21 protein-coding genes are annotated in these 17133 nt (G+C 57.4%); 19 read left to right on the top strand and 2 right to left on the bottom strand.

What is annotated here, in order from left to right; genetic code table 11:
* The first annotated feature begins 1 nt into the window (after nt 1).
* From WCX72_RS12220 to WCX72_RS12195, 6 genes are all read left to right on the top strand, one after another.
* Nucleotides 2-1222, top strand: coding sequence for an FtsX-like permease family protein (locus WCX72_RS12220; protein ID WP_345970007.1), 1221 nt, complete (start codon nt 2-4; stop codon nt 1220-1222).
* A complete protein-coding gene (locus WCX72_RS12215) occupies nt 1215-2450 on the top strand; it encodes an FtsX-like permease family protein (protein ID WP_345970006.1) in 1236 nt (411 codons plus the stop codon). Before WCX72_RS12220 ends, WCX72_RS12215 begins: the two co-directional genes overlap by 8 nt.
* Nucleotides 2447-3115, top strand: coding sequence for an ABC transporter ATP-binding protein (locus WCX72_RS12210; RefSeq protein WP_345970005.1), 669 nt, complete (start codon nt 2447-2449; stop codon nt 3113-3115). Before WCX72_RS12215 ends, WCX72_RS12210 begins: the two co-directional genes overlap by 4 nt.
* Nucleotides 3112-4251: a hypothetical protein gene (locus tag WCX72_RS12205; RefSeq protein ID WP_345970004.1), complete on the top strand. Its 1140-nt coding sequence runs from the start codon at nt 3112-3114 to the stop codon at nt 4249-4251. The genes WCX72_RS12210 and WCX72_RS12205 overlap by 4 nt, the downstream gene beginning before the upstream one ends.
* A 118-nt stretch (nt 4252-4369) precedes the next feature.
* Complete coding sequence (locus tag WCX72_RS12200; protein WP_345970003.1) at nt 4370-6244, top strand: alkaline phosphatase PhoX; 1875 nt, start codon at nt 4370-4372, stop codon at nt 6242-6244.
* Between the two features lie 86 nt (nt 6245-6330).
* Nucleotides 6331-8103: a hypothetical protein gene (locus tag WCX72_RS12195; protein ID WP_345970002.1), complete on the top strand. Its 1773-nt coding sequence runs from the start codon at nt 6331-6333 to the stop codon at nt 8101-8103.
* A gap of 19 nt (nt 8104-8122) precedes the next feature.
* On the opposite strand, the gene WCX72_RS12190 is transcribed toward WCX72_RS12195, so the two are convergent.
* Both WCX72_RS12190 and WCX72_RS12185 read right to left on the bottom strand, forming a co-directional pair.
* Nucleotides 8123-10441 (bottom strand): EAL domain-containing protein, encoded by a 2319-nt coding sequence (locus tag WCX72_RS12190; protein WP_345970001.1) that lies wholly within the window; start codon nt 10439-10441, stop codon nt 8123-8125.
* Nucleotides 10442-10496: 55 nt separating this feature from the next.
* Nucleotides 10497-11567 carry an ATP-binding protein gene (locus tag WCX72_RS12185; protein ID WP_345970000.1) on the bottom strand — a complete coding sequence of 357 codons (1071 nt, stop codon included), beginning with the start codon at nt 11565-11567 and terminating at the stop codon, nt 10497-10499.
* 179 nt (nt 11568-11746) lie between these two features.
* Here WCX72_RS12185 and rpsJ point away from each other — a divergent pair, with 179 nt between their 5' ends.
* From rpsJ to rplX, 13 genes are read left to right on the top strand one after another with little or no spacing between them, the layout of a single operon-like run.
* On the top strand, nt 11747-12058 hold the full coding sequence (gene rpsJ / locus WCX72_RS12180) for a 30S ribosomal protein S10 (RefSeq protein ID WP_345969999.1): 312 nt from the start codon (nt 11747-11749) through the stop codon (nt 12056-12058).
* Between the two features lie 11 nt (nt 12059-12069).
* Nucleotides 12070-12645, top strand: coding sequence for a 50S ribosomal protein L3 (gene rplC, locus WCX72_RS12175; RefSeq protein ID WP_345969998.1), 576 nt, complete (start codon nt 12070-12072; stop codon nt 12643-12645).
* Nucleotides 12642-13253, top strand: a complete 612-nt coding sequence (gene rplD / locus WCX72_RS12170; protein ID WP_231019355.1) for a 50S ribosomal protein L4 — start codon at nt 12642-12644, stop codon at nt 13251-13253. The genes rplC and rplD overlap by 4 nt, the downstream gene beginning before the upstream one ends.
* A 1-nt stretch (nt 13254) precedes the next feature.
* Nucleotides 13255-13536: a 50S ribosomal protein L23 gene (locus WCX72_RS12165; RefSeq protein ID WP_231019354.1), complete on the top strand. Its 282-nt coding sequence runs from the start codon at nt 13255-13257 to the stop codon at nt 13534-13536.
* Between the two features lie 2 nt (nt 13537-13538).
* The gene (gene rplB, locus WCX72_RS12160; protein WP_345969996.1) at nt 13539-14369 is read left to right on the top strand and encodes a 50S ribosomal protein L2; all 831 of its coding nucleotides are present in this window, start codon (nt 13539-13541) and stop codon (nt 14367-14369) included.
* A gap of 3 nt (nt 14370-14372) precedes the next feature.
* Nucleotides 14373-14648, top strand: coding sequence for a 30S ribosomal protein S19 (gene rpsS / locus WCX72_RS12155; protein ID WP_231019352.1), 276 nt, complete (start codon nt 14373-14375; stop codon nt 14646-14648).
* A gap of 3 nt (nt 14649-14651) precedes the next feature.
* The gene (rplV, locus tag WCX72_RS12150; protein WP_231019351.1) at nt 14652-14969 is read left to right on the top strand and encodes a 50S ribosomal protein L22; all 318 of its coding nucleotides are present in this window, start codon (nt 14652-14654) and stop codon (nt 14967-14969) included.
* Nucleotides 14970-14971: 2 nt separating this feature from the next.
* Complete coding sequence (rpsC, locus tag WCX72_RS12145) at nt 14972-15673, top strand: 30S ribosomal protein S3 (protein ID WP_231019350.1); 702 nt, start codon at nt 14972-14974, stop codon at nt 15671-15673.
* A gap of 2 nt (nt 15674-15675) precedes the next feature.
* The gene (gene rplP, locus WCX72_RS12140) at nt 15676-16101 is read left to right on the top strand and encodes a 50S ribosomal protein L16 (protein WP_345969994.1); all 426 of its coding nucleotides are present in this window, start codon (nt 15676-15678) and stop codon (nt 16099-16101) included.
* Complete coding sequence (gene rpmC / locus WCX72_RS12135) at nt 16088-16273, top strand: 50S ribosomal protein L29 (RefSeq protein WP_231019347.1); 186 nt, start codon at nt 16088-16090, stop codon at nt 16271-16273. The genes rplP and rpmC overlap by 14 nt, the downstream gene beginning before the upstream one ends.
* A 10-nt stretch (nt 16274-16283) precedes the next feature.
* The gene (rpsQ, locus tag WCX72_RS12130; protein WP_231019346.1) at nt 16284-16535 is read left to right on the top strand and encodes a 30S ribosomal protein S17; all 252 of its coding nucleotides are present in this window, start codon (nt 16284-16286) and stop codon (nt 16533-16535) included.
* Nucleotides 16532-16900: a 50S ribosomal protein L14 gene (rplN, locus tag WCX72_RS12125; RefSeq protein ID WP_231019345.1), complete on the top strand. Its 369-nt coding sequence runs from the start codon at nt 16532-16534 to the stop codon at nt 16898-16900. Before rpsQ ends, rplN begins: the two co-directional genes overlap by 4 nt.
* The gene (rplX, locus tag WCX72_RS12120) at nt 16900-17130 is read left to right on the top strand and encodes a 50S ribosomal protein L24 (protein WP_231019344.1); all 231 of its coding nucleotides are present in this window, start codon (nt 16900-16902) and stop codon (nt 17128-17130) included. The genes rplN and rplX overlap by 1 nt, the downstream gene beginning before the upstream one ends.
* The last annotated feature ends 3 nt before the right edge of the window (nt 17131-17133 follow it).

Raw genomic sequence — 17133 nt, 5'->3', positions numbered from 1 at the left:
CATGATGTTCGGACTGGCGCTGAAAAACATCCTCCATTACAAAGGGCGGACCGTCGTCACCTTTGCGCTGACGTTTTTCAGCTCCCTGCTCTTTATCGTCTACGTCGCCCTGATGGACGGTTCGCATGCACATATGCTCAAAAGCGCCCTCGACATCTATGAAAACGCCCTGCATATCTATAAAAAAGGGTACCGTGAAGAGGGGGGGTACGACTACCTGCTGACCGATGTCTCGGCGGAAGAGGCGCTGTTGGCGCGCACGGCGGGGATCGCGGCCTATGCCCCGCGCCTGGAGAGTTTCGCGCTGCTCTCCACTCCCCGGGACTCCGTCGGGGCGATGGTCGTCGGCATCAACCCCGGAAAGGAGCGGCGGCTTTCCAAAATGGCCGAAGCGCGCCGTGAGGGGCGCTACCTCGAGGACAACGACACCAACGCGCTTTACATCGGCAGCGAATTGGCTGTCAGGCTGAAGGTGGGGGTCGGCGATACGGTGGCGCTCATCGGCACGGCGACGGACGACTCCTTCGCCGCGGAGAATTTCCGGGTCGTCGGCATTTTCAAAACGGGCCTTTTCGAATTTGACGCCTCCTCCGCGTTTGTAAACAAGGCGTATTACGACACCCTGATGCTGAGCGGGGATATGGCGTCGTACATCGTTGCTTCCGTCGATGATCTCACGGCGCTGCCGCAGACGGTCAACGCGGTGCAGGCTGGCCTGGCAGAGGGGCTCGAGGCCGTGCCGTGGACGGTGCTGATGCATGCGCAGGTGGAGGCGATGGAGGTGGACAGCGTCTTCGGTTACATCTCGATGGGGGTCTTCTTTGTCGTCATCTTCTTTGTCATCATGATCTTCAGTTTCCTCAACATCGTCGGACGGACCCGGGAGCTGGGGATGTTGCGCGCCATCGGCCTCTCCCCCCGGAACGTCTCCGCACTGCTGCTGCTGGAGATGCTGCTGATTGCGCTCGCGGCCGTCGGGCTCTCCGTGGCAGTGGGGGCGCCGATCGCCTGGTATTTCGAGCTGCACCCCATGGTGATCGAGGGGATCGCGGAGGCGTACCGTGATTACGGCATTGTCGACGACCAGATCCCGATGCGTTTCGACTGGTTCACCATCGGCTGGAACGCGGGGGTCGTCTTTGCCCTCAATATGCTGGCTGTCCTCTACCCCATTGCGGTCGTCAAGCGCTACACCCCGGTGGAGGCGATGCACCATGTCTAAAACGACCTTCGCATTGGCACTGAAGATGGCGTGGCACAGCCTGTGGCGCCGCGCCCGCCGTTCCGGGCTCGTCATCCTCATGATCGCCGGAAGTATGACGGCGATGCTCGCCATCGAGGGGCTTTACGACGGCATGGTCAAAACGATGCGCGAGAGCACGATCCGCAGCGACAGCGGCGAGATCTCCGTCTATGCCCCGAAGTTCCGGCTCTACCAGAGCCTGGAGTACGCCATCGCCGACGACCGGCCGCTGCTGGCAGCGCTTGAGACGGACCCGGCGGTCGCCTCCTACTCCGTCCGGCTGTCGCAGACCGGATTGGCCTCGACGGCGCGCAAGTCGGCGATGGGGCGGCTGGTCGGCATCGACCTCGAGGCCGAAGAGCGCTTCGGGCAGCTCTCCGGCTTCGTCAAAGCGGGGAAGATCGATTGGGGCCGGCGGCAGAACGGCTGTGCCATCGGCAAGAAACTGGCGGAAGACCTGGGCGTCGAGGTGGGACACCGCCTGGTCTTCTCGTCGCAGAACGCCCAGGGGGATATCAGCGCCGTTTCGCTCTATGTGACGGCGATCGTACAGACGTCGAACCTGCTTATCGACAACCAGACGATCTACGTCGCCCTGCCGCGCAGCCGCACCTTTTCGGGACTGGGGGAGAACGGCGCGACCCAGGTGGCGCTGCGGCTGGCGGTGCCTGCGCAGACGGAAGCGGTTGCCGCGCGGCTACAGGCCGCCTTCCCGGGGCTGGAGGTCGAGACGTGGCAGACGCTCTATCCGGTGCTCCAGCAGATGCAGGAGATGATGGTCATCTTCAACTCCATCACCTTCGCCATCGTCATGCTCGTCGTACTGATCGGGATCTTCGGCGTCATGCTCGTCTCGGTGTTGGAACGTACCCGGGAGTTCGGCATCCTGATCGCACTGGGAACGCCCCAGTCGCAGCTGCGCACCCAGGTCGCCGCGGAGGCGCTGGTGCTGGGCGTGGTCGGTTTCGTGCTGGGGGCGTTCACCAGCTACGCCGCCCTGTGGTACCTGCAGACGCAAGGGCTCGACCTGCGCGAATACGCGGCGGGTCTGGAGGCCTTCGGCTACAACGCCGTCGTGTATGCCGATATCAAGAGCCGCTACTTCTCCAACACCTTCCTGGCCATTGTCGCCGCGGCGATCGTTTCGGTGCTGATGCCGTTGCGAAGGCTCAAAAAGCTTAATCCTATCGAGGTGATACAGGTATGATCGAACTGCGCAGAGTGAACAAATATTTTTACAAGGATACGGAGCGCGAGGTGCACGCCCTGCGCGATATCGACCTCGCCGTCGCGACGGGGGAGTACGGGGTCATTACGGGGCCGTCGGGCTGCGGCAAAACGACGCTGCTCAACGCTATCGGGGCGCTCGACGCTGTCGACAGCGGCTCCATCACCATCGACGGTACCGAACTCTCGGGCCTGGACGAGGGGGCGCGCTCGCGGCTGCGCCTGGAGCAGATCGGCTTCGTCTTCCAGGCCTATAACCTTGTACCCGTCCTCACCGTGCGCGAGAACATCGGCTTCATTATGAAGCTGCGCGGTTTTGCGCCCGAAGCGATCGAACAGAGGGTGGCGGAAGTGGCACGTCTTCTGGAGATAGAGGAGAAGCTCGATGCCATGCCCGGCCACATCAGCGGGGGTCAGCAGCAGCGTGTCGCCGTGGCCCGGGCGGTGGCGGCAAAACCGAAGTTCATCCTGGCCGACGAGCCGACGGCGAACCTCGATTCGCGCAACTCCGAGCACCTGATGGCGATGATGAAGCAGCTTAACGCGGTCGAAAAGATCACGATCCTCTTCTCTTCTCACGACGATTACGTCGTGGAACAGGCCCGCCGGATCATCAAGCTCAGCGACGGGCAAGTCGTGCCATGACCCTTTGGCGGCTATGGGCTGGGTCGGTACTGCTTTCAGTCCTGCTGCCGCTGCAGGCGGCGGAAACGACCTTCACGATCGAGAATACGAATTTCCTGCTGCAGCAGCACTCCGGTCTCGACAACACGGCGTACACCTATGACTATGACCGGCTCCGGCTCAGCGGCGGCTGGCGCAGCGGGGCCTATTTCTTGACGGGTATCGGTGACGTCGTCAATTACCTGGGGAATGGGTATGTGCACAGCGACGAATTCGCGCTGTTTGACGAGGTCCGGCCGGATATCCCGTTCGAAGTGCGCACCGAAGCGCAGCATTACGGGCCTGGGGCTGCCCATGCACGAATCTACCGCCTCTACGGCGGCTACGAGGACAGTGTGCAGCGGATCACCGCCGGGATACAGAAGATCAGCATGGGGGTGGGGCGGATCTGGACGCCGACGGACCTCTATAACGCGAAAAACAGCTATGCCCTGGAACCCGACGAGGTGTACGGTGTATTGGCGGCGACCTACAGCTATGCCCCCAGTGACCTCAGCACCGTCACTGCCGTCGCATCCGTCCGCCACGACCGCACGTTCAAGTATGCTGCCCGCGCCAAAGGGTATCTGGCCTTCGCCGATGTCGGACTCGATTTTATCCGCAGCGAAGATACCCTGATGATCGGGTATGAGCTTGAAGGGAACTTTTTCAGTACCGGGGCGGAGTGGCGGAGCGAAGGGGGGTATTTCAAAAGCGACCTCCTGGACACCGAGTTTTTCCAGGGGATCGCCGGGTTCGACTACGGGTTCGAGAACGGCATCACCTGGGTCGTTGAAGCACTCTACAGTTCCGAGACCTTCACCTATACGCAGCTGCTTGACAACTACGCCGATGAACTGGTTGGGAATATGGTGCAGTCCCCTTTTTACGCCGGGACGACTCTGACATACGATTTCAACCTCGCTTTCAGCGGGTCGTTTCTCTATATAGAGAGTTTCGACGAGGCGAGCAGCCGTTTCGTCGCACCGTCATTGACCTACACCCTGAACGACCACAATACCTTCACGGCCGGTATGCTGCTGGGTTTCGGCAGTGACAGCAGCGCGTTCGGTCCCTACGGCGAGCGCTTCTACCTGGAGTGGCAGGCCAGCTACTAGGGAGAAACGAATGTTTTCAAAACGTATCCTTGCCGTAACGCTGGCGATATCAATCGGCATCGCGGGCGTAATATTCGCCTTCTACAATTCGCCATCTTTTTTAAACAAGGATTGGACGATGAAGTTTGATAAAACAATGATCATGTTATCCGCCTCGGCAGCAGCACTGCTGATGCTCAGCGGCTGTACCGAAGACGGCTCCAACGGCGTTGACGGCATTACTCCGAATACGAACGAAGCGACACTGCTCTCTTTTTCGGAGCTGAGCGCTCCTGTGCTCGATGAGGAGAAGTCTTCACTCCGCGCAACGGACAGCGTGACCTACCTTGAAACGGGCAAGACGGCGACGATTGGCTTTACGAAGCTGATGGCGACGGCGGATGTGAACAACGGCGAGACTTTCGGCCTGCTCAAAGACCATACGGACGCGGCGATCGCTTTTACCGACGGCAGCCCGTATATCTGTAACGGTACGAACAGCGGTGACGGTTCGGGTCTGGACCACTCCTCCATTCTGCGCGCCAACGGCCGTATTTTCATGGTCAACCAGTTCGAATGCGGCATCGGCGGCATGTACGGGATGGAGCTGCAGCAGAACAACGGTACGCTCTCCGTCAAACCGGACTCCATGCAGTATATCAGCCAGAAAGCGGAGTTCGGCGGCTGGGTCCACTGTGCCGGTATGACAACGCCGTGGGAATCGCACCTCGGCTCCGAAGAGTATGAACCCGATGCGAAAAAAATCGAGGATACGCTCGATCCTTCCACGAAGCTGACAGGCAACTCCCGCTTCAACGAGGTGACGAAGTTCTACTGGAATGACGAGAACAACGCGAACGCCACGGCGGACAACAACCCGTACTTCTACGGCTGGATCCCGGAAGTCACGGTTGACGCGTCTGCTGCGACACCGGTCTTCGGTTATACAAAACACTTCAGCATGGGCCGCGCGGCATGGGAACTTGCCTACGTCATGCCGGACGAGCGTACGGCGTACCTCTCTGACGACGGCACGAACGTCGGCTTCTACATGTATATTGCCGATGCAGCGCAGGATCTGAGCGCGGGGACACTGTACGCGGCCAAATGGATCCAGACCTCCGACGAAGGTGCCGGCAAAGCCGACCTGATGTGGATCAAACTGGGGCACGCGTCGGATGCGGAAATCCGGACGATCGTTGCCGGCGAGCCGGTCTTCAGCGACATTTTTGCTTACGAAGCGCCTGTTGCCGATGCCTGTAACCCGGGCTATACCTACGTCAACACGGCGATGGGCAAAGAGTGTCTGCAGGTCAAAACCGGTATGGACAAAGCAGCAGCATTCCTCGAAACACGCCGTTACGCTGCGATGAAGGGCGCGACGACCGAGTTCAGAAAAGAGGAGGGGATCACCTTTGACCCTGATCACGGTGTCCTGTTCGTAGCAATGAGCCAGGTCACTAAAGGGATGACGGATGGCGAGGGCGACGTCCAGCTCAGCGACAACAAGTGCGGCGCGGTTTACGGCCTGAACATCAACGGCGAAAGTCAGGCAGCCTATGATACGGTGCAGAGCAAGATCGACAGTAACTATGTCGTCAGCAACATGTACGGGGTTGTCGCAGGTGCGCCGGCAAGCTACCCGGAAGGTTCCGCCTATGAAAGCTACACTTGTGCGGCCAGCGGCATCGCCAACCCGGACAACGTGACCTATCTCGCGGGACAGAACATCCTGGCGATCGGCGAAGACACCGGCTACCACCCGAATGACTTTGTCTGGGCCTATGATGTCGTTAGCGAAAAGATGACCCGCATCATCTCCACGCCGTACGGTTCCGAGACAACGTCTCCGTACTGGGAGCGCAACGTCAAGGGTTACGACTACCTCACCGTCGTCACGCAGCACCCCTTCGGTGAAGTCTCTACCGGTGACGCGGAGTACGGCCTCGTCGGCCAGGCGACGGATGCGCAAAAAGAGTCCTTCGTCGGTGTCTTTGGACCGTTCAAGTTCTGATCGCCCCCGGCGATCGGAGAGGGCTTTCCGCCTTCTCTTCGTGCAGACCGTACCGCCTCCTCCGTACGGTCTGCAAGGAAAGAAATATGACATACCCCTCTTATCTTCTGGCAGTTGTTTTACTGTTTTCAGGCTGCAGCAGCGATACCCCGGCGGGTGACGCCAATGCGACGCCAACACCTCTTCCCGAGGTGAATGCGAGTCTCTATGAAACGGAACAGCTTTTTACGGACGTGACGGCGATGACCGTCAAGAACAGTTACGGCGCCTATGTGACGTCGCAGTGTTACACGAAAACGGAGGATGGCGGCGGGAACACGCACAACCCCTGTTTCAGCTGCCATACCAATTCGGTGGAACCCAACTATATCGACGATGCGGCGTTGCAGGAGAGCTACAGCTTCAGCGAAGCGACCTACAAGAACCCGTGGACCAACCTCTTCAGCGACCGTACCGATGCCGTCGCCGCCGTTTCCGATGCGGCGATCCTCGATTATGTCCGCGGGGACAACTACTTTGACGCCAACGGGAGCATTATGCTCGGCGAGATCCTGAAACATGTTCCGGATGCCTGGGATTACAACCATGACGGGAAGTGGGGCGGCTTTACCCCCGACTGCTACTTCGCGTTCGACGGGGAGGGGTTCGACCGTGACCCGAAGGGTGCCTATTCCGGCTGGCGGGCCTTTGCCTACTACCCTTTCCTCGGTACTTTCTGGCCGACGAACGGCTCCACGGACGATGTGCTGATCCGGCTGCCGGAAGTGATGCGGCAGAACAAGGAGGGCGTCTTTGACAAAGAGGTCTACAAGGTCAACCTCGCCGTCGTGGAGGCGCTGATCAAACGCAGCGACATTGCGATCGAGCCGGTGGACGAGAAGGTGTTCGGGGTGGACCTGAACCAAAACGGTACCCTCGACAGGGCGACAAAGGTCGTCTACCGCTGGGCCGCGCCCTCGTACGATTTTGAAACGAAGCGCTTTTACAACTACTCCATGTACTACGTCGGGCGGGCCGAAGACGCGCAGATCGACAACGCGCTGCACATGGCGCCGGGCCTCTACCCCGAACAGACGGAGTTCCTGCACACGGTGCGTTATATCGACGTGGATGCCAACGGCAGCGTCGGGATGGCCCCGCGGATGAAAGAGCTGCGTTACGGACGCAAGAGCGCCTGGAACACCTACCCGCAGCTCTCCAACGCGGCCCAGGCGGAGATCAAGGACAAAGATGACTTCCCCAACCGGCTGCGTACGATCACCGGTAATGAAGAGACGGGCCTCAATACGGGACTGGGATGGGTTTATCAAGGCTTCATCGAGGATAAGCAGGGCTACCTGCGGCCCCAGACCTACGAGGAGACGCTCTTTTGCATCGGCTGCCATTCGGGGATCGGTGCCATTGTTGACAGCACCTTTGTCTTCCCGCGTAAATTCGGCGCGGGGGCGAAGCAGATGGGGTGGTACCACTGGAGCCAGTCGGACAGCGGTTTTGCCCATATCAAGGAGCCGATGCTGGCCGACGGCCGCTATGAGTACACGCTCTACCTAGAAGCCAACCATGCCGGGGACGAATTCCGCGGCAACGATGAGGTCATGGCGCGCTTTTTCGATGCGAACGGTAGCCTGAAACCATCTGAGATCGAAGCGCTGCACAGCGATGTCTCCCGGCTGATCATCCCCTCGCCCGCGCGGGCTTTGATGCTGGACAAGGCCTACAAGGTGATCGTTGATGACCAGAGCTACATTTATGGACGCGATGCGCACGTTGCCCCGGCCCTCAATGTGCACCGGGAAGTGGCCATAGGTGCCCCGACCGGCATCAAGGCCGTCACGATGGAGCGTTATCCGCTGCACTGAAGGATCGAAGCCCCCTCGGCTAACCGCACTTCCTGTGCAGATGCTTCTCGAAGGCCTCGGCCGTTTCCGCCTGGCTGCAGAGGTAGCCCTGGTAGGCGATGGCGTCGTCGTTCTCACGCAGCATCTCGCGCTGTGCATCCTCCTCGACCCCTTCAGCGATCACCTGGTAGTCAAACTGGCGGGCGATATCGATAATGGCGCGCACCAGGGTGGCATCCTTGGGGTCATGCAGAATATCGCGGATAAAACTCTGATCGATCTTGAGGGCGGAAAAGGCAAACTGCTTAAGGTAGGAGAGGGAGGAGTAGCCGGTGCCGAAGTCGTCGATGATGAACTTGATGCCCTGGGCATTGAGCGTGTCGATCAGTCTTTTCGTTTTGTCGAAATTCTCGATCAGCGCCGTCTCCGTGATCTCGAGCCGCAGTGTTTCGGGGGCGATGCCGTGGCGCCGGATGTTCTCGGCGACGAGGTCGGCGAAGTCGCCCTCAATCAGCTGCCGCGGACTGATATTAATGGAGACGTAATCAAGGCAGAATAGTCCCGCTTTCTGCCAGGCGCCGATCTGCCGGCACGCCTCGTTGATGATCCATTCGCCGATCGCTTTGATCAGCCCCGACTCTTCGGCGACCGGAATGAAGTGCGCGGGCGGGATTTCGTTGCCGATCTCGTCATGCCATCGCAGCAGGGCTTCGGCGGCAACGACGTTGTCGGTCGTGATGTGGGCGATAGGCTGGTAAACGAGGGTAAAGCCTCCCGTTTCGATCGCGTGCCGGAGCCGCCGCTGCGTTCGGAGGTAATCGCGGGCTTTCTGGTCCATTTCCGGATCGTAGAACCGGGTACGGTCGCGCCCCTCCGCTTTGGCCTGGTACATCGCCGTATCGGCGCGCCTGAGCACCTCGTCGATATCTTCGGGGGCGCTCTCTAGGGTGGTGACGCCGATGCTGCATGAGGTGTAGAGCTGATGCCCTTCGATATGGAAAGGGCGGCGCAGGGCCTCATGGATTTTTTCGGCGACTTGAAACGCATGGCGGACGGTGCCGTCCTCGTCGGTGGCGATCAGCGGCAGCAGGATGACGAACTCGTCTCCCCCGAGGCGGCTGAGGGTGTCGCTTTCACGCAGCAGCGCGTCAAGTCGTTTGGCCGATTCGATGAGCAGACGGTCGCCGACGAGGTGCCCGGCCGTGTCGTTGATATGTTTGAAGCGGTCAAGGTCGAGAAAGAGCAGTGCCGAGAAGCGGGCAAGGCGCCGGTCCTCTTTGAGCAGCTGCCGGATACGTTCTTTGAGCAGTTCCCGGTTGGGCAGTTGTGTGAGCGGATCGTGCAAGGAGAGGAACTTCGCCTGCTTCATCGCCATGTGCTCCTGGGTCTTGTCGGTGAACATTGCCATGCCGCCGACCATCTCACCCCGGTCGTCGACGATGGGGGTGAATTCCACTTTGATCCAGAGGTCCAGGCCGCGGAGTTTGGTGTGGTAGGGACCTTCATACAGTGCGCGGCGGGTGTAGTCGCCGTCACGGTAGGCCCCCTGGAGCGGGCGCTGGTCAGGGAGATCCCGGAGACTGAGACCGATCAGCTCCTCGCGCTGTGCCTGGAGGAAGTTGCACAGGGCGCGGTTGGCGTCAATGATGAAGAGGTCCGTATCGTAGTAGAAGATGCCGATCGGCGTCTGATCGAACATCATCTGCAGCCGCTTTTCGCTTTTGCCGAGCCGGTCTTTGGTGTTCTGGTAGAGCTCCAGGGTACGGTAGCTTTCGACGAGGCTGCGGTGGAACTCCTGGGCCGTATGCAGCACGACGGCGATAAAGGCGAGGAGGAGGACAAACGAGGCGACAAAAATCGGGGAACCTTCGTCGAGCAGACGGTAGGCCAGCGGGACCAGCAGACCGAACAGGTAGATGAAAGAGAGGCGCAGGTCCGCCGCCAGGGTGCTGAGCGCCCCGGCGCTCATCCCGATGATGATGATAATGATGAACATCTGGTAGGTGGGAGTGACTTCGGTGAAGAAAAGCAGCGGCACACTCCCCCAGATGAGCGCGGAGAAGAGGACGCCTATAAAGAGCCGCCGATACCATGTGTCGTATGGGGGGGTCTCCTGTCGGAAAAAACGGCGGGTGTCCAGGTGGCGCAGGAGTGTGACCCCCGTCAGGAGGGCGTACCAGACCGCCAGCTGCGTATGGTCGGCCACGGGCCAGAGGATGTAGACAAAAAGCGAGGCATTGAACCAGATGACGATGGTGGCCCCGGAGAGGTTGTCATAGAGCAGGCGCAGCAAGCGCCGCCGGAAGTCATCGGCTTTGTCGAAATGTTTGGAGAGGTGCAGGAGTGAAATGCCCTTCATCCTTGCCTTTCGTTTTTGAGTCTATTATACAACAGATCGTGATGGAACGATGGGACTACTCCTCTTCGCCCAGCGCCCACTGCGCGAACGGGATCATCTCCGCCTCGACGAAGGGGTGGTGCAGGGAGGATTCGCTGCTCATCGTGACGACTTCGACCCTTTGCACGCCGTGGGTGACGATGAACGCTTCGGCCTGTTCGATCTTTTTGAAGAGGATCTCCTTGGTCCCGAAGGGCATGCAGAGAATGACGCGGTTGCTTTCGGGAAGGTAGAAGTCGATCTGCTCCTCGTAAAATACCTCGCCGTGGTGTTTGGCGAGTTCGGTCAGCACCATATTCTCGAAAAGGCGCCCGAAGTGCTTCTGGAACACCAGGGCGTTTTTGAGCGCGATGTCGCAGAGGTAGAGCTTTTTGGTCGCCCGGGGGTGGCCGAACTTCGCCACGGCGTGCAGATACCCCTCGGAGAGCATGCTGGCATAGTGGCGGTAGAGCATGTCCTTGGAGATTTTGCGCTCGCTCTTGAGCCGCTCGTAGAGCATGAAGGCGGAAACCTTCTGGGTGTGCAGGCGCGCGGCCAGCAGCATCAGGTCGAAACCGATGTCGCCCAGGGCCTCTTTAAAGGCGCGCTGCAGCAGGGGGTGGCGCTCTTCGGAGGGGGTTTTGTGCATGACCGGCAGCCCTCCCAGCTGCAAAAAGTCATTGAGGGCGCTTTCATCGTATTTGCGCTCGAACGCCAGGAACTCCTCGAAATCGAGGGGGAAGAGACGGTAGTGGGGAAACCCCTCGGCTTCGGGGACCTCCCGGCCGATCAGAATCAGCTGCGTGACCGAGGGAAGCAGCAGCGCCGGCCGGTAGTTGTCCAGCACGAGGGTGGCGATCTCGTGGGTATTACAGAACGAGCGTATCTGGGCATTGAAGCGCTCCGTGTCGATACGGATATCGCTGCAGTCGACGTAGAGGTAGGAGGCCTTCTTCTTTTGCAGCAGATAGTGCTTGATCAGCATGCTCTTGCCGCTGAGGGGGATGCCGCTGAGATAGAAGGAGTGTTCCGGCGGGGAGAATTTGCGTTCGACGTATCCGCCGGCATGGAGGTCCTGGCGGTAGAATTTTTCCAGCAGTTCGGTCATCGTTGCTCCTCTGTTTTGTCAATATGATTTTATCACTTCCTTTTAAAAAGGAAATAAATTTGGATAAAATTCGTCCGAACCCCCCTAAAACCCTTGAATTTGGAAAGTGATCTCAGTATAATTCCGCTCCCTTTATAATAGTTGGACCTGATCCAACGAGTTCTTTATGAGGAAAAATAATGGAAAAGATTCGTTTGAAACTTAGAGCGTACGATCACCGTGTACTGGATCGTTCGGTTGGTTCTATCGTAGAAGCAGTTAAGCGCACGGGCGCGGAAATCCGCGGCCCGATCCCGCTTCCGACTAAAATCCGTAAATATACGGTTCTTAAGTCCGTTCACGTCAACAAAGACAGCCGTGAGCAGTTCGAGATCCGTATGCACGCCCGTCTGATCGACATCGTCTCCGCTACGCCGGACACGGTCGACTCTCTGATGAAACTTGATCTGGCGCCGGAAGTGGATGTTGAAGTCCGCTCGATGGACAAGTAAGGAGTAGCACAATGGAATTTATTGTTGAAAAAATCGGTATGAGCCGTACTATCAGCGTTCCGAGCACTCCGGTAACGCTTCTGAAAGTCAAAGAGGCAAAGGTCTGCGAAGTCGAGAACGGCCGCGCGATCGTTGCATACAATGACGGCAAAAAGATGAACAAGTCCATCGAAGGTCAGCAGAAGAAATATGATCTGCCCAAAGAGTTTAACCGTTTCGTGACGCTGACTGTCAGCAACACGGAAGCCGGTGACCTCGAGACTGCTTCCCTGGGTGAAGCGAAAGTGGTCAAAGCCTCTTTCAACACGAAAGGTCGCGGTTACAGCGGTGTTATGAAGCGCTGGAACTTTGCAGGGGGTCCTGCAGCACACGGTTCACGTTTCCACCGCCGTCCGGGTTCAATCGGTAACTGTGAGTGGCCGGGCCGCGTTATGCCGGGCCGCAAAATGGCAGGTCAGTACGGTAACACGCAAGTCACCGTCAAAAACGAAGTGATTTCTTACGACGCAGAAAACGGCATCCTCGTCGTCGCGGGTTCTATCCCGGGCGCAAACGGTGCAATGGGTCGTGTAAAGGTTGTTAAATGAGCGCTATCGTATTGAATGAAAATTTTGAAAAAGCATCCGAGCTCGCACTGCCGGAAAGCTTTTCAGGTATCAATCCGCACAACCTCTACCTGTATGTGAAAGCATACCAGGCAGGTCTGCGTGCCGATACAGCTTCTGCGAAGACTCGTTCCGAGATGCGCGGCGGCGGTAAGAAGCCGTGGGCACAGAAGGGCCGCGGTGGTGCACGTGCCGGTTCACGCCGTTCCCCGGTATGGGTCGGTGGTGCCGTCGTTCACGGTCCGAACACAGGCCGTAACTACGACCAGAAAGTCAACAAGAAGCAGAAGAAGCTTGCGCTGAACTTTGCCCTTGACGCTCTGGCGGCAGAAGGCAAACTCTTCATCGTTGATTCGATCGAGATCGCATCAGGCAAAACGAAAGATGCCAAGGCGATGTTTGACAAGCTGGGCGTCCGTGACGCACTGCTCGTCAAGTCCATCGTTGATGAGAACACGTTCCTGGCCTTCCGTAACATCCAGTCAACTTACCTGGTTGAAGAGAATGAACTGAATGCATTCCTGGCATCAGCATACCGCGCAGTCGTTATCGAAAAAGCGGTATGGGAAAATCTGACAAAAGAGAGCTAAGATGGCTGATATTACAGATATTAAATCAATCGTTTACACTGAGAAAACGCTTGGTCTGCAGGAAGAGGGTGTTGTCGTTGTTCAGACATCCCCGCGCATGACCAAAACCGGTCTCAAAGAGGTGTTCCGCGAGTACTTCGGTGTCATCCCGACACGTATCAACTCACTGAACCAAAGCGGTAAGACAAAACGCTTCCGCGGTGTCATGGGCAAGCAGAACGACTATAAAAAGTTTTATGTCAAGCTGCCTGAGGGCGCGGCAATCGAATCGATGGCGGTGTAATCATGGCAATTAAAACATACAGACCAATTACCCCGAGTCGCCGTTTCTATACAAACATCGACTCCGGTGACATCACAGCAAAGGCATCTGTCCGCTCTCTGCTGGTCAAGCTGCCGGCACACGCTGGTCGTAACAACAACGGACGCATCACGTCCCGCCACAAGCAAGGCGGCGCGAAGAAGCTCTACCGTATCATCGATTTCAAACGCAACAAGTTCGGTATCCCGGGCAAAGTTGCCGCGATCGAGTACGACCCGTACCGTAACTGCCGCATCGCACTGATCACTTATGCAGACGGCGAGAAGCGTTACATCCTCCAGCCGAAAGGGCTGAGCGTCGGTGACACGGTTGCAGCTGCAGTCGAAGGCCTCGACATCAAGCCGGGCAACGCGATGAAGCTCAAGAGCATTCCGGTCGGTACTACCGTCCACAATGTTGAGCTCAAGCCGGGTAAAGGCGGCCAGATGGTCCGCTCTGCCGGTGCTTCCGCTCAGATCATGGGTCGTGACGGCAAGTACGTCTCCCTGCGTCTGCCTTCCGGTGAAATGCGCTACGTCCTCGGCGAGTGTATGGCGACTGTCGGTACTGTCGGTAACGAAGAGTATAGCAACATCGTCTTCGCGAAAGCCGGTCGTACACGCCACATGGGTATCCGTCCGCAGACGCGCGGTTCCGCGATGAACCCGATTGACCACCCGCACGGTGGTGGTGAAGGTAAGACAAACTCCGGTCGTCACCCGGTTACTCCGTGGGGTAAACCGACCAAGGGTGCGAAAACGCGTCGTAAAAAAGCGAGCGATAAGCTTATTATCACTCGTCGTAAGAAAGGTTAATCGATGGCACGTTCAGTAAAAAAAGGTCCGTTCGTAGACGACCATTTGATGAAAAAAGTGCTCGCAGCCAAAGAAGCGAAGAGCAATAAGCCTATCAAGACATGGTCACGCCGCAGCGTGATCCTGCCGGATATGATCGGTCTGACACTCAACGTCCACAACGGACGCCAGTTTGTACCGGTCTACGTGACAGAGAACCACATCGGCTACAAGCTCGGTGAGTTCGCTCCGACACGTACATTCAAGGGCCACAAGGGCTCTGTACAGAGAAAAGGGTAACGCATGGCAAGAGCACTGTTGAAATTTATCCGCGTCTCTCCGACGAAGTCTCGCCTCATCGCACGCGAAATCCAGGGCATGAACGCTGAAGAAGCGATCGCTGCACTGGAGTTCACGCCGAACAAAGCGGCGAAGATCATCTCTAAAGTCGTCGCATCGGCTGTCGCAAACAGCGGCAACGATGCCAGCGACTGTGTGATCACTTCTTGCCGTGTTGACAACGGTCCGGTTCTCAAGCGCTTCCGTCCGCGTGCTCGCGGTATGGCAAGCGGGATCCGCAAACCGACGGCACACATCTTAGTAGAAGTAGAGGGTAAATAATTATGGGTCAGAAAGTCAATCCGATCGGATTCCGTCTGGGCATCAACCGTAACTGGGAGTCCCGCTGGTATCCGAATTTCAAAAACGCACCGGCCAACCTGGGCGAAGACCACAAAATCCGTACTTTCCTGAAAAAGGAACTCTACTATGCGGGTGTGAACAACATCATCATCGAGCGTACGGTCAAGCGTCTGCGCGTCACTATCGTCGCAGCACGCCCGGGTATCATCATCGGTAAAAAAGGTGCTGATATCGAGAAGCTCAAAACAAAGCTTCAGAACCTGATCGGCAAAGACATTGCCGTCAACATTAAAGAAGAGAAAAAGTCGATGATCGCGGCGCAGCTCGTTGCTGAGAACGTTGCGACACAGCTGGAGCGCCGTGTTGCGTTCCGCCGTGCGATGAAGAAAGTAATGCAGAACGCACAGCGTGCCGGTGCCAAGGGTATCCGTATCGCCGTCGCTGGCCGCCTCGGTGGTGCTGAAATGGCACGTACCGAGTGGTACCGCGAAGGTCGCGTGCCGCTGCATACGCTCCGTGCCAAGATCGATTACGGTTTTGCCGAAGCGCATACAACCTACGGCATCATCGGTATCAAGGTCTGGATCTTCAAAGGTGAAGTCCTCTCCAAAGGTATCCAGCCGGAACCTAAAGAAGAAGATAAGCGTGAGCGCCGCGGTCGTGCTCCGAGAAAGGCGGATTAATCATGTTGATGCCAAAAAGAATGAAATACCGCAAGTACATGAAGGGTCGCAACCGCGGTAAAGCGCGTAGCGGCTACAAGCTTGCGTTCGGTGATATCGCGTTCAAAGCGGTCGAAGCGGGTCGTATCAACTCCCGTCAGATCGAAGCGGCGCGTATCGCGGCAACCCGTCACATCAAGCGCCAGGGTAAGATCTGGATCCGTGTTTTCCCGGACAAGCCGCTTACGGCGAAACCGCTTGAAGTACGTATGGGTAAAGGTAAAGGTGCAATCGACCAGTGGGTAATGAACATTAAACCGGGTCGTATCATCTTCGAAATGGGTGGCGTTGAAGAGTCCCTGGCACGCGAAGCGCTGACGCTTGCGATGCACAAGCTGCCATTCAAAACGAAAATTGTAACGGCGGAGATGGACAATGAAGTATACTGATTTGGCAGAGAAGACTTCAGCGGAACTGAGCGCAATGCTCAAAGAGAAGAAGACTGAGCTCTTCACGCTGAGACTGAAGCAAAAAACGATGCAACTGCAGAACACGAGCGAACTGCGCAACGTGCGCAAAGATATCGCCCGTATCAACACTGCGCTCAGCGCAGCGAAGTAAGGAGACCCGAATGTCTAAACGTGAAATTCAGGGTGTAGTCGTCAAGAAAGCCGGTGACAAAACGGCGACGGTCGTTGTCGAGCGCCGCGTTATGCACCCGCGCTACCACAAAACGGTCAAGCGTTTCAAAAAATATCTCATCCACGATGAGAACAACACGCTGAACGTCGGTGACGAAGTGATCGCGGTCGAGTGCCGCCCGATGTCCAAGACAAAGTCTTTCGAACTTAAAAGCGTTGTCGCCACAGGAGTAGAGTCATGATCCAGAGCTTTACTCGTCTGAACGTTGCAGATAACACTGGTGCGAAAGAGATCATGTGTATCAAGGTTCTGGGCGGTTCCAAGCGCCGTTACGCTTCTGTAGGTGACGTTATCGTTGCTTCAGTCAAGAAAGCGCTCCCGACCGGAAAAGTCAAAAAAGGTCAGGTCGTCAAGGCTGTCGTTGTCCGTACGAAAAAAGAAGTACAGCGCGAAAACGGTTCTCTGATCCGTTTCGATGACAACGCCGCCGTCATCCTCGACGCGAAAAAAGAGCCGATCGGTACCCGTATCTTCGGTCCTGTTAGCCGTGAAGTACGCTACGCAGGTTTCATGAAGATCGTTTCCCTGGCTCCGGAGGTTGTGTAATGGCAAAGTTTAACTTCAAAAAAGGCGATATGGTCGAGATCATTGCCGGTGACGACAAAGGCACCAAGGCAGAAGTTCTGATGGTCATGCCGAAAGAGAACAAGGTCCTCGTCAAAGGCTGCAAGCTCGCGAAAAAAGCGGTCAAGCCGACCGAAGAGAACCCGAAGGGCGGATTCATGAGCAAAGAGATGCCGATCGATGCATCCAATGTCCGCAAAGTGGAGGCGTAAGTT

It is taken from the genome of Thiomicrolovo immobilis, assembly GCF_039645955.1.
In the GTDB taxonomy this organism is placed as follows: domain Bacteria; phylum Campylobacterota; class Campylobacteria; order Campylobacterales; family Sulfurimonadaceae; genus Thiomicrolovo; species Thiomicrolovo diazotrophicus.
This window is presented reverse-complemented; position numbering and strand designations above follow the sequence as displayed.